At 68.8% G+C, this 22,763-nt stretch carries 16 protein-coding genes; 6 read left to right on the forward strand and 10 right to left on the reverse strand.

Annotated elements, in window-relative coordinates; translation table 11 throughout:
- Positions 1-12: 12 nt before the first annotated feature.
- From H1Q64_RS16310 to H1Q64_RS16320, 3 genes are read right to left on the reverse strand one after another with little or no spacing between them, the layout of a single operon-like run.
- Complete coding sequence (locus tag H1Q64_RS16310; RefSeq protein WP_237906194.1) at positions 13-348, reverse strand: YdbL family protein; 336 nt, start codon at positions 346-348, stop codon at positions 13-15.
- Positions 345-611 (reverse strand): YnbE family lipoprotein, encoded by a 267-nt coding sequence (locus H1Q64_RS16315; RefSeq protein WP_330874558.1) that lies wholly within the window; start codon positions 609-611, stop codon positions 345-347. The genes H1Q64_RS16310 and H1Q64_RS16315 overlap by 4 nt, the downstream gene beginning before the upstream one ends.
- Complete coding sequence (locus tag H1Q64_RS16320; RefSeq protein ID WP_237906195.1) at positions 608-2,050, reverse strand: YdbH domain-containing protein; 1,443 nt, start codon at positions 2,048-2,050, stop codon at positions 608-610. Before H1Q64_RS16320 ends, H1Q64_RS16315 begins: the two co-directional genes overlap by 4 nt.
- Positions 2,051-2,310: 260 nt before the next feature.
- Here H1Q64_RS16320 and H1Q64_RS16325 point away from each other — a divergent pair, with 260 nt between their 5' ends.
- Positions 2,311-2,838: a peptidylprolyl isomerase gene (locus H1Q64_RS16325; protein ID WP_051140648.1), complete on the forward strand. Its 528-nt coding sequence runs from the start codon at positions 2,311-2,313 to the stop codon at positions 2,836-2,838.
- A gap of 101 nt (positions 2,839-2,939) precedes the next feature.
- Here H1Q64_RS16325 and H1Q64_RS16330 read toward each other — a convergent pair whose 3' ends face one another.
- Complete coding sequence (locus H1Q64_RS16330; protein WP_237906196.1) at positions 2,940-5,591, reverse strand: protein kinase domain-containing protein; 2,652 nt, start codon at positions 5,589-5,591, stop codon at positions 2,940-2,942.
- Positions 5,592-5,872: 281 nt separating this feature from the next.
- Between H1Q64_RS16330 and H1Q64_RS16335 the strand changes: the two genes are divergently transcribed.
- Entirely contained in the window at positions 5,873-6,811 is a 939-nt protein-coding gene (locus tag H1Q64_RS16335; protein WP_237906197.1) for an aldose 1-epimerase, read from the forward strand.
- Positions 6,812-6,842: 31 nt separating this feature from the next.
- Here the strand turns inward: H1Q64_RS16335 and H1Q64_RS16340 are convergent, their stop codons facing one another.
- Positions 6,843-7,652 (reverse strand): lysozyme inhibitor LprI family protein, encoded by an 810-nt coding sequence (locus H1Q64_RS16340; protein WP_237906198.1) that lies wholly within the window; start codon positions 7,650-7,652, stop codon positions 6,843-6,845.
- Positions 7,653-7,664: 12 nt separating this feature from the next.
- Positions 7,665-8,702 (reverse strand): hypothetical protein, encoded by a 1,038-nt coding sequence (locus H1Q64_RS16345; protein ID WP_237906199.1) that lies wholly within the window; start codon positions 8,700-8,702, stop codon positions 7,665-7,667.
- A gap of 149 nt (positions 8,703-8,851) precedes the next feature.
- On the opposite strand from H1Q64_RS16345, the gene H1Q64_RS16350 reads away from it, so the two are divergent.
- From H1Q64_RS16350 to H1Q64_RS16360, 3 genes are all read left to right on the forward strand, one after another.
- The gene (locus tag H1Q64_RS16350) at positions 8,852-12,196 is read left to right on the forward strand and encodes a DUF2126 domain-containing protein (RefSeq protein WP_237906200.1); all 3,345 of its coding nucleotides are present in this window, start codon (positions 8,852-8,854) and stop codon (positions 12,194-12,196) included.
- A 128-nt stretch (positions 12,197-12,324) separates the two neighbouring features.
- The gene (locus H1Q64_RS16355; protein ID WP_237906201.1) at positions 12,325-14,919 is read left to right on the forward strand and encodes a circularly permuted type 2 ATP-grasp protein; all 2,595 of its coding nucleotides are present in this window, start codon (positions 12,325-12,327) and stop codon (positions 14,917-14,919) included.
- Positions 14,920-14,932: 13 nt separating this feature from the next.
- Positions 14,933-15,877 carry a transglutaminase family protein gene (locus H1Q64_RS16360; RefSeq protein WP_237906202.1) on the forward strand — a complete coding sequence of 315 codons (945 nt, stop codon included), beginning with the start codon at positions 14,933-14,935 and terminating at the stop codon, positions 15,875-15,877.
- Between the two features lie 58 nt (positions 15,878-15,935).
- Here the strand turns inward: H1Q64_RS16360 and H1Q64_RS16365 are convergent, their stop codons facing one another.
- From H1Q64_RS16365 to H1Q64_RS16375, 3 genes are all read right to left on the reverse strand, one after another.
- On the reverse strand, positions 15,936-19,058 hold the full coding sequence (locus tag H1Q64_RS16365; RefSeq protein WP_237906203.1) for an efflux RND transporter permease subunit: 3,123 nt from the start codon (positions 19,056-19,058) through the stop codon (positions 15,936-15,938).
- A gap of 4 nt (positions 19,059-19,062) precedes the next feature.
- The gene (locus H1Q64_RS16370) at positions 19,063-20,196 is read right to left on the reverse strand and encodes an efflux RND transporter periplasmic adaptor subunit (RefSeq protein WP_237906204.1); all 1,134 of its coding nucleotides are present in this window, start codon (positions 20,194-20,196) and stop codon (positions 19,063-19,065) included.
- Between the two features lie 142 nt (positions 20,197-20,338).
- Positions 20,339-20,707, reverse strand: a complete 369-nt coding sequence (locus tag H1Q64_RS16375) for a hypothetical protein (RefSeq protein WP_237906205.1) — start codon at positions 20,705-20,707, stop codon at positions 20,339-20,341.
- Between the two features lie 166 nt (positions 20,708-20,873).
- Here H1Q64_RS16375 and H1Q64_RS16380 point away from each other — a divergent pair, with 166 nt between their 5' ends.
- Positions 20,874-21,689 (forward strand): phosphodiesterase, encoded by an 816-nt coding sequence (locus H1Q64_RS16380; protein WP_237906206.1) that lies wholly within the window; start codon positions 20,874-20,876, stop codon positions 21,687-21,689.
- On the opposite strand, the gene H1Q64_RS16385 is transcribed toward H1Q64_RS16380, so the two are convergent.
- Positions 21,647-22,507: a glycosyltransferase family 2 protein gene (locus H1Q64_RS16385; RefSeq protein WP_237906207.1), complete on the reverse strand. Its 861-nt coding sequence runs from the start codon at positions 22,505-22,507 to the stop codon at positions 21,647-21,649. The two genes, H1Q64_RS16380 and H1Q64_RS16385, sit on opposite strands and share 43 nt — an antisense overlap.
- Positions 22,508-22,763: the final 256 nt, after the last annotated feature.

Raw genomic sequence — 22,763 nt, forward strand, 5'->3', positions numbered from 1 at the left:
GGCGCCGTTGGCTTACTTGCGGACCCAGCGTCCGCCCGACAGCACATACTGGCCGGCAGGAGTCCGCTCGATCAGCTGCTTTCCGGCCAGGGCCTGGACCTGATCCACCGAGGTGCCGTTGCTTCCCGCGATCTCGCGGTAGCGGGCGATGCGCTGGGCGTTGACCTGCTCGGCGAGTTGAGCCGCGGCAGCCGGCGCGCCGGGGACCGCCCCGACCAACCCGTCCGGCCGCTCGCCGATCTGCCCGGCGGCCTTGGCGGCGCCCAGAGCGTCCTGGGCCGGCGCCATCGCAGGAACCGACAGGGCAAGCGCCAGGACCAGCCCGGCGGCGGCAAACATGCGCTTCATGGCTTTCTCCCTCCCTTCGCGCCGCCCAAGCTGTCCTGGGCCGAAGGCAGTCCGAACAGGGCCGGATCGTCCGCGATGGCCTTTTCCAGGTCGCGTTCGACCTTCACCCGGACTTCCTGTTCGATCCGGATGTTCAGGTTGATCTCGATGGGCTTGTCGGGCGCCTCGACCTTGACGGTCGGGGTGCAGGCGCCCATTCCGGCCCCCAACCCGGCGATCAGTGCGGCGGTCAGGACGCGCCGGCTTCGAACGGTGTGTCTCATGGATTCTTTCGTTGGAACTCCGTCATGCGATCACGCACCGTCTCGGGAATGCGGTAGGTGTCCAGGCTCTGCCGCAGGATCCGGTCGAGCGCGCCGCTCACCTTAAGGTTAAGCGCGACCGGATAGCCATCGTAGAATGCCGGATTGGACCCACGGATGGCGATGCCGACCGCCAGCTCTCCGCCAGCATGCCCCTCCACGGTGGCGCTCAGCGTGTCATAGCGGAAATCGGTCAGTGCCCCCATCAGCAGGGCGGTCGGGCTGCCCTCCTCCCCCATCAGAAAGCCGGGCGGATTCTCGGGATCGTAGCGCAGCGTGCCGGGACCGTCGGCCTCCAGCAGCCCACCGTCCAGATGGACGGAGTCCGTCCCGATGCGCACCGGCAGGCGTCCGCTGACCGTTCCGCTCGCCTCCAGCCCGTCCACCGCGACCATCGCCAGCATGGGGCCGAGATGGACTCGCTCCGCCCGCAGCGTCACCGTCCCCCGCGGCGCCGCCGGGTCGATGGCGAACGGGTCCGCCCGCAGCACGCCGCCGGCCCAATGCCATTCGGCGCGCTCGACGCTCAGACGCCCCTTCGCCCCATAGCCGAAGCGGAGGGTGCCATCGGTCAGCGGCAACCCGACGTCGAGCAGCTTCACCGCCAGCGTCTGACCGGGCGCGACCACCGGGGGAAGCAGGCTGGAAAAGGACAGAACCCCGTTGATCCCGCTGGCGGCGACCGGCCCGAACTGCCCGGCGAGGTCGGCGAGCAGCAGGTCGCCCTGGGCTTTCAGCGCCGCGCCGTCCCAGGTGAGTCGGGCCTTGGCGGTCAGGGTGCCCACCGTCTCGGCGATCGTGCCGGCGCCCGTCCAATGGGTGAGGACCGGCAGCCCTTTGGCCGGGGCGGTCAGCGTCGCCTGCCCGCGGTGGGTCGCGCCGTCGCGTGTCATGGTCAGGCGCAGCGTCCCGCCGGCCGTGCCCCGCGGTGTCGCCAGCGTCACCGCGGAGTCGGCGAGCTGGATGGTGTCGAAGGGAATCACGACGTTTCCGCCGCCCGCCGCTCCGCCGTTGCTTCCCGCCGCGGCGGAGCCGGTCAATGGATAGCCGGCGATGCGCAGGACGCCGTCCTTGGCCACGTCCAGCCTCAGGCGGACATCCGCAAGATCCAGCCGTTCGATTCGCCCCTCAAGAAGGGCGTCCGTCGGATGATGGATGGTAAGCGTTCCACCGACCGTCCCCTGTCGGTCCAGGCGGACCACGGCGCCGGTCTGCTCCACCGACAGGTCGGTCACCGTCACGGCGGCGTCCGGGAAGCCGGCGCGGCGCAGCGCCTGCGTGGCGGCGGTGGCGGCCAGATCGGTCCGATGCTGGACGGCTAGGGCGACCGCGCCACCGATCAGCACCAGCTTCACCATCACCAGCCATCGTCTCAGCCGCCGCACGCTTTGCTGCCGCACGCCCCACCCCTCGCCGTCCAGATTGCCATCGGTCTCGTTCGGGTATGAACACCCGAAAGGCAGTCTATCGTCCATCGCGGCCGGGACGCGACCGTGCAGCGTCGGGACAATGATGAGGCGGCGGCGGAAACGGATCGGAAAGGCACCGATGAAGGCAGCCCCGCAGGGCGTCTTTGCATCGGCGCCGGTTTCCCCTATGGTCGCGTCCGCGGAATCGGCACATCGGAGTGTTTCGCATGTTGCGGTGGACGCGCATTCTCATGGCGGCACTGTTCGCCACATTCATCTTCGCTCAGGGGGAGGCCAAGGCCTTGGATCCGGAAAACACCCTCTACCTCGACCTCAAGGACGGCCGCGTGGTCATCGAACTGCGCCCCGACCTGGCACCGAACCACGTCGCCCGCATCAAGGAGCTGACCCGTCAGGGCTTCTACAACGGCGTCGTCTTCCACCGCGTGATCGACGGCTTCATGGCCCAGACCGGCGATCCGACCGGCACCGGCACCGGCGGCTCCGGCAAGAAGCTGAAGGCTGAGTTCAGCAACGAGCCGCACGTCCGCGGCACGCTGTCGATGGCCCGCACGCCGGACCCGGACAGCGCCGACAGCCAGTTCTTCATCTGCTTCGCCCCGGCCTCGTTCCTGGACAAGCAGTACACCGTCTGGGGCAAGGTCGTCGAAGGCATGGAGTTCGTCGACAAGATCAAGAAGGGCAGCCAGTCCCGCAACGGTCAGGTCAGCGACCCGGACAAGATCGTCAAGATGCAGGTAGCCGCCGACGCCAAGTAACGGCGCCGGCGAAGGGAGCGCCGATCGCAGCGGTCCTGTTCAGGTGATTGGGGCGGTGAAACCGCGCACCGCCCCGTTTCCCGCACCATTCCTCCGGGTCGTCACGGCCCGTTGATCGCCCCGGTCAGCGCCACCAGGAGATCCCGCATGCTGCGGGGCCGGTCCTGCCAGCGCATCGAGAGGCCGCTCAGCAACACCTTCTCGAACCCGGGCGGCACCGTGGCGCCGCCTTCGGCCAGACGGGGCACCCGGTCATTCATGAAGCGGCTGGTGGCATCGGGCGGTGTCTTTCCGGTCAGCGCATAGTAGACGGTGGCGCACAGCGCGTAGACGTCCGTCCAAGGCCCCTGCTTTCCGTCCGGGGCGTACTGTTCGGGCGGCGCGTAGCCCGGCTTCAGAATCACCGTCAGATCGGCGCTCTTGCCCGCGGCGTGGCGTGCGGCGCCGAAATCCAGCAGTTTGCGCTCCCCTCCGCTCGTCAGGAAAATATTGTCGGGGCTGATGTCGCGGTGGATCAGGCCCTGCTCGTGCACGGCGTGCAGCGCCTTGATGATCGGCGACAGCAGGGTCAGCGTCGGGCGCGCCGCAATCCGTCCGCCATTCTCGGAGACATGCCGCTTCAGGGTCCGCCCGTCGAGAAGCTCCATGACGAGATAGGCGGTCTCGTTCTCCTCGAAGAAGTCCTGGACGCTGACGATCTCCTTGACTTCCCGCAGGCGGGCGAGCATCCGCGCCTCCTCCAGGAACTTCGCCAGCCCGGTGGAGAAGCTCGCCGCGTGCTCGTCCGAGAAGGGGGCGATCTCCGGCGATCCGGCGACGCGGGACACCAGATTGGCCGGGTAGAATTCCTTCACCGCGACCTTGATCTGAAGCCGTTCGTCCCAGCCGAGATAGGTGGCGCCGAAGCCCCCCTGCCCCAGGACGCGGCCCACCAGATAGCGCCCCAGCAGCCGCGTTCCCGGAAGCAGATGGACCCCGTTTCGGTTCGGCACGCGGACCGGATAGCCGCAGTCCCGGCACACCTCGCGCGGGGCCTTCGGCACGAAGCAGGCCGGGCACAGGCTCGACGCGGTGGCGCCGACCAACGGCGCCTCCATTGTTACCGCAGCGGCGCTCACCGGAAGGGCGATGCTGCGGACCGGCGGAGCCACGACGGTGGGCAGCGCCGTCGCCCCGCAAGGCTCGAAGGCGGACCGCGCCGCCGCCTGGTCGCGCAGGGACGACGGCTTGGCCGGGGGCAGCTGCATCTGACTCAGACGGTCGAGCAGTTCGTACAGGCGGCGGACCTCCGCCTGGGCGATGTCGTCGCTCTGGGCGCCGGCCAGCTCGGCCTGGAACTGTGGCTGGCGGGCCGTCTCCAGAATGTGCTGGCGCAGGACCGAAAGTGCCCCGCCGTCGCCGATCAGACCGGAACAGGCAAGTTCCGCGAGGCGAATGATCCGGCGGCGCGGCAGCGGTTCGATCTGCCGCAGCCGCTGGACGAGCCGGCCCCGCCGGGCGAAGTCATCAACCACCGAATCGGCGCGGGCGGCAATCCGTTCCCGATCGTGCTCCGCCAGCGCCGAACCGCGAATGGCCTCCACCGCACCGGTTAGGGCCTGCCGCACCAGCGCCGTGTCGGGCGTCTGGAGCACCATGTTCTCCACCAGCAACTCGTTCTTCAGCGCGGCGTCCAGCGCGTCCACGATCTCACCCATGTGCCGCTCCGCGGCCGGCACCGTGGAGACGGCGGCGAGATAGCGGATTCGGCAGATCAGGTCCGGCTGCGTTTCGCTGAGTCCCACGATGGACCGCCGATAGGCGCTCGCACCACCCTGCTCCAACCGGCGGGAGTAGCGGATGGTCAGCGCGTCGGCCATGGCCGACCCTCCGGTCAGCCCTGACGGGGTCAGCAGATGCCCCATCAGCGCGCGCAGCAGGTCGGCTTCCTGTTCCGCCGTGCCACGCCCGAGCGTTTGCGGCGCGCGAAGCTGGCGCCGGATGCGCTCCAGAACCATGTCGCGGGCGGCGGGCAAGCGCCCCTGGCGGAACAGGCCGTTGAGAACGCCCAGCCGGTTCGGTCCGAACGCCTCCATCGGCACGCGTCCGAACAGAAGGTCGCACAGCCTCACCAGCAGTGAGCCACCGGCCGGCGTGTTTCCGAACAGTTCCTGCGTCGCGGCGGGCGAGGCCAGCACGTCGCCGATCACCTCGTCCAGCGCGGTGGACAGGGCGTCCTGCCGCTCCGCCGGAAACAGCTGGATCAGAGCGTCGAGCTTCGACGCCCAGGTCCGGCATTCCTCAAGCTCCAGGCAAACCGCCGCGCGCAGATCGAATTCCGCGTCGCCGGTCGGCGATTTTCCCGGCGCGCTGCGCAGGATGGAATCGATGAGGACACGCCCCCGCCCCAACCCGGTAAAGGCGAGTTGGGCGGCGCGGGCCTTCGCCACGGTTTCGGATAGCGCGTTGTCCAGCGCACGGCGGCGGGCCTTGGCATCCTGGCCGGGAAGGCGGGCCTGCACCGTGGCGACCCGGCCCAGGGCGGACTCCATCAGCGTGGCCTTGGCCTGGAGCGCCTTCAGATGCCGGCTGCTGTGGATCAGCTCCGTCGGGGTCAGCACGAGGCTGTCGAGATGCGGACGCAGCGCGATGCCGATGACCATCCGCGCCGGCCCGCCATGGTGATCGGGAAGCGTCTGGCACAGCACCGCCTCGTCGAGCGTGCCGGCGGGGCCGGATGCCCCTGCGGAGGCGGGCGTCCTTGAGGCGGGCATTGACACGGGCAGCCTATGGGCAGGATCGGCGTGGCGGCGAATGGCCTGGACAGTCGGCCATAATCCGCTCGGTCCGGTAAACAGCCGGTATACGTCGGCCGAAATGACCGAACGGTGTGGTTGCACGGCGGCAGAGGATGTTTGCGCAGAGGTGTTGCAAGGGGCCATCGGGCTTGGACCATGGCACACTTTTGCGCGCAGCCCCGCCCTTCCCTTCCCCTGCGGGCTGTGCGATACCCGAACCGATACCGGCGCCCAACCACCGCCGGCAGGAGATCCGGATGGAGCAGGTCGAGTTGGACCAGGGAATCGGCGCCCACACCCTCACGCTGCATCGCAGCGCTGCGAACGGTTCCCTGGAATGCACGCTGTGCCCACGGCGCGGCGGCGTCGTTGCCCGCCTCGCCTGGCACGGCGCGGACGGAACGATTGACCTCCTGCGCCCGGCCACCGATTGGGCGTTGCGCCACGGCTCGGCCAACGACATGGGTTGCTTCCCGCTTGTGCCCTTTTCCAACCGGATCGGTGGGGGGCAATTCAGCTTCGACGGGCGACAGGTGCGGCTTCCGCTCGACGGAGACGGCAACCCGCATGTCATCCACGGCCATGGCTGGCGCGCCGCCTGGACGGTCGAGGAGGCCGCCGAATCGGCCGCGCGCATGGTTTTCCGGCACCCTGCCGACGCTTGGCCCTGGCGCTACCGCGCGACGCAGACCGTGGTGCTGGAGGAGGATGGGGCCAGCCTGACCCTCTCCCTCGTCAACGAGGACGACACGCCGATGCCCGCCGGGATCGGGCTGCACCCCTATTTCCCGAAGCCGCCGGGCACCCGCCTAACCGCCCGGGTCGACGGAGTCTGGCTGAACGGGCCGACCATCCTTCCGGTGGAGCGCGCCGCGGTGCCGCCCCGCTGGGCCTTCACGGACGGGATCGTCATGGACCGGACCGTTCTCGACAACGGCTTCACCGGCTGGGACGGGGCGGCGGCGCTGGATTGGCCGACGCTCAACCGTCGATTGTCGATCGAGACCGAAGGACCGTTCGGCCATCTCATCGTCTACGCCCCACCGGGCGAGGATTATCTCTGCGTCGAACCGGTGTCCCACATGACCGACGCGGTCAACCATCCGGAGCAATCGGACACCGGCCTGCACCGTCTCGAACCGGGTGAGGAACTGAGCGGCACCATGCGCTTGCGCCTGGAAACGCTGGCCTGTTAAACGCGCGCCCGTTGAGAGCCGGTCTGCGGCGTCAGCGGCAGCGGACGAAGGTGGCGCCGAAGGCCGGTTGGTCCAGCGTCAGGAACAGTCGGTCCAGCCGCGGCGCCTCGGCGGCGTCCAGGCGCAGAATACCTTCCGGCAGCCCCTCTTCCCCGCCGAAGGACAAACCTTCCGCCACGTCGCCCTCGCCGGGCGCCAGCGGGCCTTCCAGCGGAAAAGCGGCGATGCGCGGGTCGTGCAGGCTGAAGGCGCCGTCGTTGGTGATCTCCAGGTAGGAGGTCCGGCAATCGTCGATCGGCGTCCGGGTGGCCGGATCGGCCTTGGCCCAGCGGCCGGTCAGGGCGGGCACATCCACCGTGCGCTTCGCCGAGACCGGCTTGGCCTGGCCTTGGCCGATGGGCTGAGCCGGGCGTTGCGGGGCGGAGGTGGTGACGGTCAGCGGCTCGTCGGCCAGCGGGGCACGGCGGGCGGCCAGTTCCGATTCGAGCGCCTTGGTGCGGTCGGCCATCTGACGTGTCAGACAGGTGGCGCGGTCCTTGTTCTTCTTTGGGTCGGCGAGATCGGCGTCGGCGACCGGACAGGCGGCGTCCCGCCGCTGGACCCAGGCGCGCTGGCCGGCGGCGACCGCCTCCTCGCCGGCCTTCCCGGCCTCGTCGGCCAGCGCACGCAACGCCGAATCGAGCTTGTCGGCGGCCCCCGCCAGAGACGCGTCACGGCACAGCAGGATCGCGAGCGGCGTCTCCCCGGCGCAGTCCGCAGGCTTGGCGGCCTCTCCGCTGGTGTCCGCCGCCATGGCCGTGCCGGCCATCAGCATGCCTGCCAGAAGAATCGCTGCCCGCATCGCACACATCCCTTACGCCGGAAACGCTTCCAGGACGGCTTTGACCTGCCGCTGGAAATCCTGGTCGCTGCGATAGCGCGTCAGGACCGTCTTGTCACGCTGAACGAGGAAAAAGATGTCCTCGCGGCTGGGCAGGGAGCGCGGATTGGGCTTGTCCAGCAGGTCCCCGTTCCAACCGATCCGCGCCATGAAATAGACGGCACGGGAATTCAGCATGAACAGCTTGTTGTCGGGCGCCATCTTCTCCCGACGCAGCAGGGCGTAGAGATAATAGTTCCGTCCATGAAAATAATTGACGTAAATCGACTGCAGAGCGGCAAAGCGTTCTTCAGGGCTTGTGTATTTCTTGATCTGCCGCTCCAGCTTGAACCCCGCGAAGAAATACTCCCGTGCTTCGTTCTCAAAGGAAAAGGCCGAGCCGCGGATCTGGGCGAGTTGTTCCCCGTACCTGCGCAGAACGCGCCCCATCAGCAGTTCGAGGAACCGCCGCTCCGCGGCGAGGTCGTCCGGGGTCTGCAGGATCAGCTCGAAGACATGACGCAGATGGTAGGGGTGCCGCACCACGATGACCGGAACGCTGGACGCCTTGCGCTTTTCCGATCCCCCACGCTCCCCCAGGACGGTCGACGATGGGGAGACCGAGGCGATCACCGAAGAGATGGTGTCCTGTATCTTCCAGCGCCGCTTCATCTGCGCGGACTGCCTGCCGATGTGGAAGCGCGCGAGACGGCGCTGCCACCGGCTGCGCCACGTTTCCTTCGGCGCCTTGTGCGTCGGCAGATTGCCGACGACCAGCGGGTTGCCGAGCACGTCGGGCGGAGGCGGCAGCGGGTTGAAGTTGAAGTATTTTCCGGTGACGACGCCACGCGTGGAACCGCCGGGCGCTCCATCGCCCGCCGAAACATCGCCCCCCACAGACAGGCCCGCCAGCGTCGCCATTCCCGATGCACACTCTGCCTGCGTCGCTCCCGTCCGATGGACAAGGTCCGCGGACAGAGATGGCTCTTTATAAAGCGGTCTGGGCGTCGATGAAAGACGCAACCGGTCCAATATGCATCTGCTTGTTTTTTGTGCAACCAGTTCGTGCCGCGATTGCGAAGGCGCTCTGGTCTGCGCGAACTCTTCGATGGTACTATGCCCTCGCCCGCGCGGCGGAGAGCCGCAGGGGACCGGCCAGCGCAGACAACGGGTGGAACTTCATGGCGATCCACGTCGCTCTCAACCACAAGACCGTCTACCGTTACGACCGTTTGGTCAATCTGGGGCCACAGATCATCCGGCTCCGCCCGGCTCCCCACTGTCGCACCCCGATCCTCAGCTATTCGCTGCGCGTCACCCCGAAGCATCACTTCCTGAACTGGCAGCAGGACCCCCAGTCCAACTATCAGGCCCGTTTCGTCTTCCCGGAGAAGACCCGCGAGTTCGTGATCGAGGTCGATCTCGTCGCGGAGATCGCGGCGATCAACCCCTTCGACTTCTTCCTGGAGGAGAAGGCCCAGACCATCCCCTTCGCCTACGAGCCCTGGCTGGAGCGCGAGCTGCGCCCCTATCTGGAGGTCGAGGAGCCGGGGCCGCTGCTGGCCGACTACATGACCGGCATCTCGCGGGAGCCGGCGGCGTCCATCAACTTCCTGGTGGACATCAACCAGCGCCTCCAGAAGGACATCGGCTACGTCATCCGCCTGGAGCCCGGCATCCAGACCTGCGAGGAGACGCTGGGCAAGCGCACCGGGTCCTGCCGCGATTCGGCGTGGCTGCTGGTGCAGATCCTGCGCAACCTCGGTCTCGCCGCGCGTTTCGTCTCCGGTTACCTGATCCAGCTCACCGCCGACCAGAAGGCGCTCGACGGCCCGTCCGGCCCCGAGGAGGATTTCACCGACCTGCACGCCTGGACCGAGGTGTTCCTGCCTGGCGCCGGTTGGGTTGGCCTCGACCCCACCTCGGGCCTGCTGGCCGGCGAGGGGCACATCCCGCTGGCCTGCACGCCCGACGCCTCGTCCGCCGCTCCCATCTCCGGCCTCATCGACGAGTGCGAGGTGGAGTTCGGGCACGAGATGTCCGTCACCCGCATCTACGAGGCGCCGCGCGTCACCAAGCCCTACACGCCCCGGCAATGGGCGGGGATCGAGGCGCTGGGCCACCGCATCGACGAGGAGCTGACCGCCGGCGACGTGCGCCTGACCATGGGCGGCGAGCCGACCTTCGTCTCCATCGACGACATGGACGGGGCGGAGTGGAACACCACGGCGCTCGGCCCCAACAAGCGCAAGATGGCCGCCGACCTCGTGCACCGGCTGGCCAACCGCTTCGCGCCGGGCGGGCTGCTGCATTTCGGCCAAGGCAAATGGTACCCCGGCGAATCGCTGCCGCGCTGGGCGATGACCGTCTACTGGCGCCGTGACGGCGAGGCGCTGTGGACGAACAGCGACCTGCTGGCCCGCGAGGACACCGACTACGGCCACACCGCGGAGGACGCTGGCGCCTTCCTGGTCACGCTGGCCAAGAAGCTGGGGCTGGATCCGGCGCTGGTGCTCGCCGCCTACGAGGACCCCTGGCACTATCTGCGCCGCGAATCGCTGCTGCCGGTCAACGTCGATCCACTGGACAGCAGGCTGGAGGACAAGGAGGAGCGCGCGCGCCTCGCCCACGTCTTCACCCGTGGCCTGAACGAGCCGGTAGGCTTCGCCCTGCCGATCAACCGCAAGGTGACCCAGCAGGGACCAGTGTGGCTGTCCAGCGCGTGGCCGCTGCGCCAGGAGCGGCTGCTGCTGATGCCGGGCGACAGCCCGGTCGGCTTCCGCCTGCCGCTCGGCTCACTGCCCTGGGTGGCGCCGCAGGACTATCCCTACTCCTGGGAGACCGACCCGTTCGAGGAGCGGGCGCCGCTGCCGCCGAACCGGGTGCCGCTGCGCCAGCACGCCCTTCGCGAGGTGGCCGAACGACAGGACGCCTCCCGACGGAACGAGCGCGTCCAGCGCGCCATGGCCGAAGTGCGCAGCGAGATGCCGGAGCACGGCAAGTCCGCCTGGTGGGTGGTCCGCACCGCCCTGACCTGCGAGGCGCGCAACGGGCGCATCCACCTCTTCCTGCCGCCGATGAACACGCTGGAGGACTATCTGGCGATGCTGGCGGAGATCGAGGCGACGGCGCTCGAACTGGACATGCCGGTGGTGATCGAGGGTTACCAGCCGCCGAAGGACCCGCGCCTGAACTCGCTGGCGGTCACGCCCGACCCCGGCGTGATCGAGGTGAACATCCACCCCTCCCACAGTTGGGACGAGCTGGTCCGCAACACGCTGGAACTTTATGAGGACGCCCGCCAGTCGCGGCTGGGTGCGGAGAAGTTCATGATCGACGGGCGCCACTGCGGCACCGGCGGCGGCAACCATGTGGTGATGGGCGGGGCCACCGCGGCGGACAGCCCGTTCCTGCGGCGACCCGACATGCTGCGCAGCCTGATCGCCTTCTGGCAGAACCACCCGTCGCTGTCCTACGCCTTCTCCGGCATGTTCATCGGCCCGACCAGCCAGGCGCCGCGCGTGGACGAGGCCCGCGACGACGCGCTCTACGAGCTGGAAATCGCCTTCAACCAGATCGACAAGGCCGCCGCGACGGGCGATTGCCCGCCCTGGATGGTCGACCGCGTGCTGCGCAACCTGCTGACCGACGTGCAGGGCAACACCCACCGGGCGGAGTTCTGCATCGACAAGCTCTATTCGCCGGACAGCTCCACCGGACGGCTCGGGCTGGTCGAGTTCCGCGCCTTCGAGATGCCGCCCCACGCGGAGATGAGCCTGACCCAGCAGCTTCTGCTGCGCGCCCTGGTCGCGCGCTTCTGGAAGGCGCCATACAAGGGCAAGCTGGTGCGCTGGGGAACAGAGCTGCACGACCGCTTCATGCTGCCCTACTTCGTGCAGCAGGATCTGGCGGACGTCGTCGGCGACCTGCGCGACCACGGCTATCCCATTGAGGAGCGCTGGTTCGACCCGCACATGAACTTCCGCTTCCCGGTCTACGGCCACGTCAACCAGCGCGGCATCTCTCTGGAACTGCGCATGGCGCTGGAGCCGTGGAACGTCCTGGGCGAGGAGCCGGGCGGCGGCGGCACCGTGCGCTACGTCGACAGCTCGGTCGAGCGGGTGCAGGTGCGGGTCGCCGGCCTGACTGACGCGCGCTACGCCATCACCTGCAACGGCCGCCGCGTACCGCTGATCCCCACCGGGACGGAAGGCGAATTCGTGGCCGGCGTGCGGTACCGGGCGTGGCAGCCGCCCTCCTGCCTGCACCCGACGATCCCGGTGCACACGCCACTGGTCTTCGACATCCTGGACCTGTGGGCGGGCCGCTCCATCGGCGGCTGCACCTACCACGTCATGCATCCGGGTGGGCGCAACTACGACACCTTCCCGGTCAACGCCAACGAGGCGGAGGGGCGGCGCCTCGCCCGCTTCTTCCCCTTCGGCCACACCCCCGGCCCGATGGAGACACCGGCGGAGGAGCGCAACCCGCAGTTCCCGATGACTCTGGACCTGCGGCGAGGCTGATCGGCCCTCAGCTCCCCCGGCCGGAATACGCCTTTCGGCCGGGGGACGCCGATGCGCCGCTTGCATCGGCGGGACCGGGCGTTCACACTTGCCGCGCATTGCACCGCCGTGAACGTACGATCCGAACCTTGGCCGACCGCGACTCGCCCTTTCTTGACCCCAGCGCGCCCCCTCCTCCGGGGCTGCGTCCGGTTCCGTTCCTTCAGGGGTCGCTGTTCGGCGAGGCCGACGCCATGGGCTATGGCCGCGGCGAGGTCTATGACGAGATGGTCACCGGGCAGGGCCGCCTGCGCCCGCACTGGCAGACCTTCATGGGCACGCTGGGCCCCCTCGACCCGGAGCTGATGGCCGAGCGGTGGGAGGAGGCGCGGCGCTTGCTCCACCAGAACGGCGTCACCTACAACATCTACGGCGACCCCAAGGGGATGGAGCGGCCCTGGCCGCTCGACATGGTGCCGCTGCTGATCCCCTCCCATGAGTGGAAGGCGGTCGAATCGGGGCTGATCCAGCGCGCCACGCTGCTGAACGCGGTGCTGGCCGACATCTACGGGCCGCAGACCCTGACGCGCAGCGGGCGGCTGTCCCCGTCTGTGATCCACGCCGACCCTGGATTCCGCCGCGCCGTGCACGGCATTCCGGTGCCGAACGACATCCACCTGCATTTCTACGCGGCGGACCTCGCCCGCGCGCCGGATGGGCGCTGGTGGGTGCTGTCCGACCGCACCCAGGCGCCGAGCGGCAGCGGCTACGCGCTGGAAAACCGGGCTGTGCTGGCGAAGGTCCTGCCGGACAGCTTCCGCCACTGCCAGGTGGAGCATCTGTCGCCCTTCTTCGAGGCGTACAAGGAAACGCTGCTGTCGCTGAGCCCGCGCCGCGACCAGCCGCGGATCGTCCTTCTGACGCCCGGCCCCTACAACGAAACCTATTTCGAGCACGTCTATCTCGCCCGCTACCTCGGCATCACGCTGGTGGAGGGGGCCGACCTGACCGTGCGCGACCGTCAGGTCTATCTGAAGACCCTGTCGGGGCTGGAGCCGGTGGACGTCATCCTGCGCCGCCTGGACGCTGACTTCGCCGACCCGCTGGAGCTGCGCGCCGACAGTTCGCTGGGTGTGGCGGGTCTGATCGAGGCGGTGCGCGCCGGCAACGTCGTGGTGGCGAACGCGCTCGGCTCCGGCTTCATGGAATCCATGGCGGTCAAGTCGTCGCTGCCCATGCTCTGCCGCCATCTGCTGGGCGAGGAGCTGAAGATGCCCGGCGTCGCCGTCTGGTGGTGCGGCAACGACGACGAGCGCGCCTACGTCATCGAGCATCTGGAAGGGCTGGTGGTGAAGCCGGCTTTCCCGTCCCTGTCCTTCGAGCCGATCTTCGGCGCCGACCTGTCGGCGGGGGAGCGCGCCGCCCTGGTGGAACGCATCAAGGCCCGCCCCTGGTGCTACGTCGCGCAGGAACGGCTGGCCCTGTCCACGGCACCGGTCTGGCAGGGCGGGCGGCTGCAGCCGCGCCCGCTGGTGCTGCGTGTCTTCCTCTGCGCCCGCCCGGACGGTAGCTACACCGTCATGCCCGGCGGCCTGACCCGCGTGTCCACCGAATCCGGGAAGCTGGTCGTCTCCATGCAGCGGGGCGGCGGCAGCAAGGACACTTGGATCCTGTCCGGACGCCGGGCCGAGGCTGCACCGGCGACCCCGCGCCCGCAGCCAGCCCAGGAGTTGCAACCGGCGCCCAAGGCGGCCTCCGCCGACCTGCCCAGCCGGGTGGCCGACAGCCTCTATTGGTTGGGCCGCTACGCGGAGCGGTCGGAAGGCACGGTGCGCCTGCTGCGTTCCACCCACTCACGCCTGACCGACGGCAACGTGCCGGGCGCGTCGCTGCAACTCCGCCCGCTGCTCCACCTGATGGCCTGGGAGGGCATGATCCCCTGGGACCTGACGCGCGTCACGGCACTCGGCGGCGGGCGGGCACTGCGGACGGCGCTCTACAGCTCCGTCGTCGACCCGGACCATCCCAACAGCCTGCGCGCCCAGGTGCAGCGGGTGCACCGCACCGCCTATTCTGTGCGCGACCGCCTGTCGCTCGACATGTGGCGGGTGGTCACGATGCTGGAGCGGCAGAGCCAGCCGCCCGTGCACAAGCTCGACGCCGCCGCCATGCTGCTGCGGCTGGACGACCTGATGACCAGCCTCGCCGCCATCGCCGGGCTGGAGCAGGAGAGCATGACCCGCGGCCAGGGCTGGCGCTTCCTCGACATCGGACGGCGCATGGAGCGGGCGCTCCACATCATTTCGGTGATGCGCGGCATCCAGGTCCACACACTCGACCGCCAGGACGAGCCGGTACAGGTGGCGACGCTGAGCGTGCTGCTGGAGCTGGGGGAAAGCGTGATGACCTACCGGTCCCGTTACCTGACCAGCGTGCGCCGCCGCCCGGTTCTTGAGTTGCTGCTGGCCGACGATTCGAACCCGCGCGCCCTGGATTTCCAATTGGCGGCGCTGGAGCGCCATGTAACGGCCCTGCCCAGCGGTTCGCAGGCCGTGCCGGGCGACACGGCCGCCTCGGCCCGCTCGATCCTCGGCGCCGCCCGCGCCTCGCTGCGCGCGCCGGAGGCTCTGGACTCGGGCACGGCCCTGCACACGCTGCTGGACTCGCTCGCCCTGTCTTTGCCTGAGATCTCCAACCTCCTGACCCACGCCTATTTCAGCCATGCCTTTGCCCGACCGGCCTGACCTCTCCCCGACCATGACCGGCGCGGCCCCCGCTGACGAGCACTCCGGTGACCGTTTCGGCGTTCGCTTCCGCGTGCGCCACACGACCCGCTACGACTATGGCGAGGACGTGTCGGTGTCGCACCATCTGCTGCACCTGACGGCCCGCCCGCACCCGCGCCAGCGCGTCCACCAGAGCGCGCTGACCATCCTGCCGGCGCCGGCGGTGCAGTCGTCCCACACCGACTATTTCGGCAACACCGTCACTTACGTCGCGATGCAGGAACCGCACCGGCAACTGGTCGTCACCGCGGAGAGCGAGGTGGAGGTCGGCCCGCCCCCGACGCTGGACGCCGCGTTTACCCCATCCTGGGAACATGTGCGCGATTCGTTGGGCGGCCTGACCGGCCCGGACGACGGTGCGGAGGTCGTCCAGTACCGTTTCGACAGCACGCTGGTGGCGGCCAGCCCGACGCTGCACGACTACGCCGCGCAGTCCTTCACGCCCGGCCGCCCGGCGGCGGAAGCCGCGTTGGACCTGATGCGGCGCATCCACGACGACTTCACCTTCGACCCCACCGCGACGACGATCGCCACCCCGATGGCCGAGGTGATGCGGCACCGCCGCGGCGTCTGCCAGGACTTCGCCCACATCGTGGTTGGCTGCGTGCGCGCCATGGGTCTGCCGGCCCGCTACGTCTCGGGCTATCTGCGTACGCTGCCCCCGCCGGGCCGGCCGCGTCTGGTCGGCGCCGACGTCAGCCACGCCTGGGCGTCCGTCTGGTGCGGCGCCGAGGCCGGCTGGATCGACGTCTGCCCGACCAACGCGCGCCGCGCCGACCAGGACTTCATCACCATCGCCTGGGGCCGCGACTACGACGACGTCAGCCCCGCCCGCGGCGTCCTGATGGGGGCCGCCGGCCACACGCTGTCCGTCAGCGTCGATGTGGAACCGCTGGAGGAAAACGGGGCGCCCTGATCCGGACACCCCGTTTTCTTTTTCACCCTCCGTCTCAGATCCTATCTACGGCCAGCGATTACTCCGCCGGCTGCGGGTGTGCGCCCGTGGGGTGGCTGGCGGAGCCGTCCACCGCCGGAAAGGGCTTCTTCTTCGCGATGTAGCTGTAGACGGTCGGCACCACGAACAGCGTCAGGAAGGTGCCCAGCAGCATGCCGCCGACGATCACCGCGCCGATGGCCTGCCGGCTCTCCGCACCCGCCCCATGGGCGTTGGCGAGCGGAACGGCGCCCAACACCATGGCGCCCGTGGTCATCAGGATCGGGCGCAGGCGCAGCACGGCGGCTTCCTCCACCGCCTTGCGGATGTCCACCCCCTCGCGCTGGAGCTGGTTGGCGAACTCCACGATCAGGATGCCATGCTTGGTGATGAGGCCGACGAGCGTCACCAACCCGATCTGGCTGTAGACGTTCATCGTCCCGCCGGTGAAATGCAGCGCGGCCAGCGCGCCGGTCATCGACAGCGGCACCGTCAGCATGATCACGAAGGGGTCGATGAAGCTCTCGAACTGTGCCGCCAGCACCAGATAAATGAAGGCCAGAGCCAGGATGAAGACGAAGTACAGGCCCGTCGCCGATTCCCGGAACTCGCGGCTCTGCCCGGCATAGTCGGTCTGGGCGGTGGCCGGCAGCACGCGGTTCGCAGCATCCTGGAGATAGCCCAGCGCCTCGCCCAGCGAGGTGCCCGGCGCCAGGGTGGCGGTGATGGTGACGGAGCGCAGCTTGTTGAAGTGGTTCAGCTCCTTGGGCGCCACCCGCTCTTCGATGTGGACGAGGTTGGCGAGCGAGATCATCGCCCCGGTGTTGGTGGCGACGCCCGCTTCCGCCGCCATGGTCGGCGTGCCGCGGACGTAAATGGAAGCGATGTCGTCCGGGTTGCGGCGGTCGACGTCGCCGACCTGGACCACCACGTCGTACTGCTTGCCCTCCTTCTTGAAGCGGGTGACCTGCCGCCCGCCCAGAAGGGTTTCCAGGGTGCGGCCCACCGTCTCCACATCCACCCCGAGGTCGGCGGCCTTGTCGCGGTCGATGGTGATGCGCAGCTCCGGCTTGTTCAGCTTCAGGTCGGTATCGAGGTTGGTCAGACCGGGGAACTTCCGCGCCTCCGCCATCAGCCCGTCCACCATCTTCTGAAGCTCGTCGTAGGGCAGCGAGCTTTGGATGACGAAGTTGACCGGCTTGTCCACCGGGCTCTGGCCCAGCGACGGCGGGTTGGTGACGAAGGCCAGGATGCCGGGGATGCCGAACATCTTGGGGAAGAGTTGGGCGGTAATTGCCTGCTGCTTCACGTCGCGCTCGTCCCAGTCGATTAGGCGGACGAAGGAGATTCCCTGGTTGACCACCGGGAAGCCGACCACGACGAAGAACTTCTCGACAATGGGGATCTGGCGGAACAGGTCCTCCATCCGCTTGGCGTAGCTTTCCGTGTAGTCGAGCGTCGAGCCCTCCGGCGCGATGGCGATGCCGACGATGGTGCCGCGGTCCTCGACCGGGGCCAGTTCCGACTTCAGCCCGGTGAACAGCGTGTAGCTGAGCCCCGCCACCACCGCGCCGACCAGCAGCACCAGCGGGCGCGCCTTCAGCGACACGCGGAGAATGGACCGGTAGCCGTTGGTCAGCCCGTTCAGCAGCCGCTCGATGGCGTTGTAGAGCGCGTTGTGCTTGGTCTGGTGCTTCAACAGCTTGGAACACATCATCGGCGACAGGGTCAGGGCGACGAAGCCCGAGACGATCACCGCCCCCGCCAGGGTCAGGGCGAATTCGGAGAAGAGGCGGCCGGTGCGGCCGGTCATGAAGCCGATGGGCGCGTAGACCGCGGCCAGCGTGATGGTCATCGCGATGACCGCGAAGCCGATCTCCTTCGATCCCTGCAAGGCCGCCTGGAAGGGCGGCACGCCCTCCTCGATGTGGCGGTAGATGTTCTCCAGCATCACGATGGCGTCGTCCACGACGAGGCCGATGGCCAGCACCATGGACAGCAGAGTCAGCGTGTTGACCGAGAAGCCGAAGGCGTACATCAGCGCGAAGCCGCCGATCAGCGACACCGGGATGGTCACCAGCGGCACCAGCGTGGCGCGGAAGCTGCGCAGGAACACGAAGATGACCAGAACGACCAGGACGATGGCCTCGAAGATCGTGCTGAACACCGCGTCGATGGACTTGGCGATGAAGACGGAGCTGTCGTAGCCGACATCCACCCCCATGCCGTCGGGCAGGGCGGCGCGGATCTTCGGCAGCGCTTCGTTCACCGCCTTAGACACGTCCAGCGGGTTGGCGGTGGACTGCTTCACCACGCCGATGGCGACGGCGCCGCGCCCGTTGAAGCGGGCGCTGACCCGTTCGTCCCGCGCGCCCAGCTCGGCCCGGCCGACGTCCTTCAGCCGGACCAGATAGCCGCCGTCGTCGCGCAGGATGATACGGTCGAACTCCTCCGGCGTGCGCAGGTCGGTCTCGGAGACGACGGTGAACTCCCGCGCCTTGCTCTCGACTCGGCCCGCGGGAATCTCGACGTTCTGCTTGCGCAGCGCGTTCTCGACGTCCTGCGGGGTGACGCGGTAGGCGGCCATGCGCTGCGGGTCGAGCCACAGCCGCATGGCGAAGCGCCGCTCACCGAAGATTCGCACCTGGGCGACGCCGGGCAGATTCTGCAGCCGGTCCTTGACGTAGCGGTCGGCGAAGTCCGTCACGTCCAGCGGCGAATGGCGGTCGGAGGAGAAGGCCAGATAGATGATCGGCTGCGCGTCGGCCTCCACCTTCGCGATGACCGGTTCGTCGATCTCGTTGGGAAGCTGGGCGCGCACGCGGCCGACGCGGTCGCGCACATCGCTCGCCGCCGTGTCCACATTGCGGTCCAGGCGGAAGCGCAGGGTGATCTGGCTCTTCTCGGCGCGGCTGATCGAGGACATCACATCGATGCCCTCGATGCCCGACAGCGAGTCCTCCAGGATCTGGGTGACCTGGCTTTCGATGATCTCGGCCGACGCGCCCTTGTAGGTGGTTTCCACCGTGACGACGGGTTCGTCGATCTTCGGGTACTCGCGCACCGACAGGCGCTGGTACGACACGATGCCGATCAGCATGAGCGCGAGGCTCATGACCGTCGCCAGGACGGGCCGGCGGATGGAGATGTCGGAGAGGACCATCGGCTCAGCTCCCCGCCGGCTTGTTGTTCACGACCATCACCGGGGCGCCGTCGCGGATCTTCAGTTGGCCGGCGGTCACCACCACGTCGCCGGGCTGCAGGCCGGCGGTGATCTCCACCTCGGCGTTGCGGCGCTCGCCCAGCGTGACCGTGGTCTGCACCGCCTTGCCCTCCACCACCTTGAAGACGAATTGCTTGTTGCCGAAGGCGCTGACCGCCTGCTCGGGCACCAGCACGGCGTTCGGATTCTGGTCCAGCGTCAGGGCCACCCGAGCGAACAGGCCGGGGCGCAGCGCGCCGTCGGTGTTGGGGATGCGGGCGCGGATCACCACGGCGCGGCCGTTCACGTCGACCAGCGGATCGATGGCGTAGACCGTGCCGTCGAAGGTCCGCCCGCCGAAGGAATCCACGGCGACCTTCAGGGTCTGGCCGGTGCGGACGGTCGGCAGATACAGCTCCGGCACCCGGAAATCGAGCTTCAGGATCTCGATGGCTTCCAGGTTCACGATGTCCTTGCCCGCCGCCACCACGTCACCCACCGAGACCTTGCGCAGGCCCAGCACGCCGTCGAAGGGCGCTGTCAAGGTCAGCTTCTCCAGCTGCGCCTTGGCGAGTTGCACCGCCGCCTCGTCGGACTGGAGCTTGGCGAGCGCCTGCTCGCGGTTGCGGGCGGGGCCGGTGCGCTGGCGGTACAGCTCCTCGGCGCGGGCCAGTTCGGCGCGGGAGAAGGCGATGCTCGCCTGCGCCTGGGCCAGCGTGGCGCGGGCGATGGAATCGTCCAGCCGGATCAGCACCGCCCCTTTCTTCACCGCCTGCCCCTCCAGAAAGGCGATCTCGGAGACCTTGCCCGCCACCTCGGGCCGGATGACCACCGATTCGCTGGACAGCAGCGAGCCGACCGCGGTGACCTGACGCGACACGGTGCCGACCTTGACCGGCAGGGCCTCCACCGGCATCGGCGGCGCACCACCCGGCGGTCCGCCCGCCGCCGGGCCGGAGGCCGAAGCACCGCCGGGGGACGGAACCTTCCCGGCGAGCAGCGTGTTGATGGTCCCGCCCTGCTTGACGAAGTACCAGTAGGCGCCGCCGCCGAGCGCGACCAGAACCAGAAGGGCGACGATGCGAAGCGTGTGGCGCATGGATACGGAACCCGCACAGGCCCGCCGGCCCGCCGGGCGGGCGCGCGGGGCGTTTCGTGTCAACCGGGCCGCTGTGAGGGGCGGGCGGTAAACTGAACTATATCGTTCAGTTCAGTTCCGGAGTCGAGACGGTTGCAAGGGTTCACACGCGCGACGGCGGCGGATCGGCTTGCACAACCCGGCCTTTCTCCATCTCCAACCGCGCGCCATCGGGAAAAATCACCGTCAAATCAGCGGGTTGACCAGGACCAACCGTGGTGCAGCCACCGCGCGGACGTACCGGCGCACCGTCGAGGCAGAGGCCGGGAGCGCAGCAGGGCGCCTCGCCCGCCGGTAGAACCGCACGAATCCGATCGCCTTCGATGCGAAGATCGGCCAGCAGGGCGCCATCCGGGCCGGGTGGCGGGGCTCCCTCGCCGAGGTCCGGGGATTCGATGCGGGCGCGCTTCAACCAGAACTTCCCGGACGCCAGCAATCGTGCGAGCAGACAGGCGGAGGTGGACGCGCTCATTCCCCGATCCGATGCAGTGGCGGCAGGACTGTCGTTCGGCCGATGACTCAGCCTGTCATGGAAGCGTAAAGGAAGTTTTGCTCCGGTTGGACTCTTGAACACGTCCAGGAAATCGGCGATGTGACAATCCTTGGTCCTCCGACCCTCGCGTTCCAAGGGGTGCCCGATGCTGATCGCCCAGATGTCCGACCTGCATGTGACGGCCCCCGGCATCGCCCCGACCACCGCCTACGACACGAACGCCCGCCTCGCCGCCGCGGTGGCCCACTTGAACGCTCTGGTGCCGCGCCCGGACCTCGTCCTCATCACCGGCGACCTCGTCAATGGGCCGAAGCCCGGCGAGTACGAGGCGCTGTTCGCCCTGCTGGAACCGCTCTCCATTCCTTTGCGCGTGCTGCCAGGCAATCACGACGACCGCGAGGAACTGCGCCGGACTTTCGCCGGTACGGGCTGGATGCCCATGGATGGCCCCTTCCTTCACCACGCGGTGGAAGAGTTTCCGGTCCGCATCCTGATGCTCGATTCGGTCGTCCCCGGTTCGGCAGTGGGCGGCCTGTGCGCCGACCGGCTGTCCTGGCTGGCGGAGCGTCTGTCCGAGCAGCCGGAGCGGCCGACGGCGCTGGCGCTGCACCACCCGCCCTTCGATACCGGGCTGGCCTTCCTGGACACGCTGCGCTGCCTGGAGGGCGCGGAGGAGTTGGGGCGGCTGGTGAGGAGCCGCCCGAACGTCCGGGCCGTCCTGTGCGGCCACACCCACCGCCAGACCGCGGTCGCGTGGAACGGGGCGCATGGTTACGTCGCCCCGTCCGTGGCCTACCAGATCGCGCTGGATCTGGCGCCGGAGCCGCCCTACCGCTGGACAGAGGAGCCGTCCGCGCTCGCTCTTCATCAATTCTGGCCGGATGGCACGGTGGTGACGCATCTGAGCGTGATCGGCGACTATCCCGGTAGGGAGTTTTCCCGCAAGGCCAGGAACTCCTGAAAATTGGCGCAGCGCCCGACGGCGTACGCGGCCATGTAGGCGGCATTCAGGGCACGCTTGGCCTCCAGGGCCGCGGCGAAGCGGCGGCGAAGCGCAGCGTCGGTGATCCGTAGCCCGTCGCCTTCCAACCGGTCCAGGACATGGCGGTAGCAAAAGTCCGCCCGCGTGCCGCTGTCGGCGGAGCAGGTGATCGACCCCTCCCGCTGCCGGTATTCGTACAGCGGTTCCAGCACCAGCGGCAGGCGGCCCAGCCGGTCGAGGACCTGGACGTTGAAGACCACGTCGTCGCAGAAATCGACACCCTCCTCCCAGCCGGGGACGAGGTCGCGACGGACCACGAAGAACATCGGGACGGAGGTTTCCAGGAAGCCCGCCGCGTCCAGCGTGGCAGTCCCGGTGCCGGACGGGAACAGGGTGGAGAGCGGCGAGCCGTCGCCGTCGCGCACCACCGCCACATTGTCCGCCGCAGCCCCCTGCACCGCCGCCAGAGGGGCGATCCGCGCCAGCCGGTCCGGCTCGAACCGATCGTCGGCGTCCAGCGGGGCGATCAGCGGCAGACTGGCGCACCGCAGCCCGGCGTTGCGCGCCGCCGGGGCGCCGGACCCGACGCGGCCGGTCCCGGTGAAGGTCAGGCGCGAGTCGGCGATGCCGGCGGTTTCCAGAATAGCGCGGTAGTCGGTGCCGTCGTCGCTGACCACCACCGCCTCCCAGTGGGGAAAGCTCTGCGCCAACAGGCTGGACACGGCGCGGGCAATGGTGCTCTGCGCCCGGTAGGCTGGAATGATGACCGAGACGCCGCCCCCGATGCCCCCTTCCATGCACCGCCCCCCGATTGTGCAGGGGGCAGTGTGCCTCTCCTTCGCGATGGTCGGCAAGGGGCGATCCGCACCGATGCGGCTAGCCTGAGCGCGACTATGACGGCGCCGGGGTGGGATTTGGCGTCGCGGCCCGTTGAACAAGGAACCGATACGGGCTATGTGGAGAAACGAGTGGCGTGGTTCGGTCCCCATCCGACATCCCAGGCCCCCGCAAGCCAAAGCCCCCCCGGTAGACACGCCGACCTCAGGGAGTTCA

It is taken from the genome of Azospirillum brasilense (genome assembly GCF_022023855.1).
Taxonomy (GTDB): Bacteria; Pseudomonadota; Alphaproteobacteria; order Azospirillales; family Azospirillaceae; genus Azospirillum; species Azospirillum brasilense_F.

Coding starts and splice junctions, on each gene's coding strand:
- H1Q64_RS16310 (WP_237906194.1), bottom strand. CDS start 348: ATGAAGCGCATGTTTGCCGCCGCCGGGCTGGTCCTGGCGCTTGCCCTG.
- H1Q64_RS16315 (WP_330874558.1), bottom strand. CDS start 611: ATGAGACACACCGTTCGAAGCCGGCGCGTCCTGACCGCCGCACTGATC.
- H1Q64_RS16325 (WP_051140648.1), top strand. CDS start 2,311: ATGGCGGCACTGTTCGCCACATTCATCTTCGCTCAGGGGGAGGCCAAG.
- H1Q64_RS16330 (WP_237906196.1), bottom strand. CDS start 5,591: ATGCCCGCCTCAAGGACGCCCGCCTCCGCAGGGGCATCCGGCCCCGCC.
- H1Q64_RS16335 (WP_237906197.1), top strand. CDS start 5,873: ATGGAGCAGGTCGAGTTGGACCAGGGAATCGGCGCCCACACCCTCACG.
- H1Q64_RS16340 (WP_237906198.1), bottom strand. CDS start 7,652: ATGCGGGCAGCGATTCTTCTGGCAGGCATGCTGATGGCCGGCACGGCC.
- H1Q64_RS16350 (WP_237906200.1), top strand. CDS start 8,852: ATGGCGATCCACGTCGCTCTCAACCACAAGACCGTCTACCGTTACGAC.
- H1Q64_RS16360 (WP_237906202.1), top strand. CDS start 14,933: ATGACCGGCGCGGCCCCCGCTGACGAGCACTCCGGTGACCGTTTCGGC.
- H1Q64_RS16365 (WP_237906203.1), bottom strand. CDS start 19,058: ATGGTCCTCTCCGACATCTCCATCCGCCGGCCCGTCCTGGCGACGGTC.
- H1Q64_RS16370 (WP_237906204.1), bottom strand. CDS start 20,196: ATGCGCCACACGCTTCGCATCGTCGCCCTTCTGGTTCTGGTCGCGCTC.
- H1Q64_RS16375 (WP_237906205.1), bottom strand. CDS start 20,707: ATGAGCGCGTCCACCTCCGCCTGTCTGCTCGCACGATTGCTGGCGTCC.
- H1Q64_RS16380 (WP_237906206.1), top strand. CDS start 20,874: ATGCTGATCGCCCAGATGTCCGACCTGCATGTGACGGCCCCCGGCATC.
- H1Q64_RS16385 (WP_237906207.1), bottom strand. CDS start 22,507: ATGGAAGGGGGCATCGGGGGCGGCGTCTCGGTCATCATTCCAGCCTAC.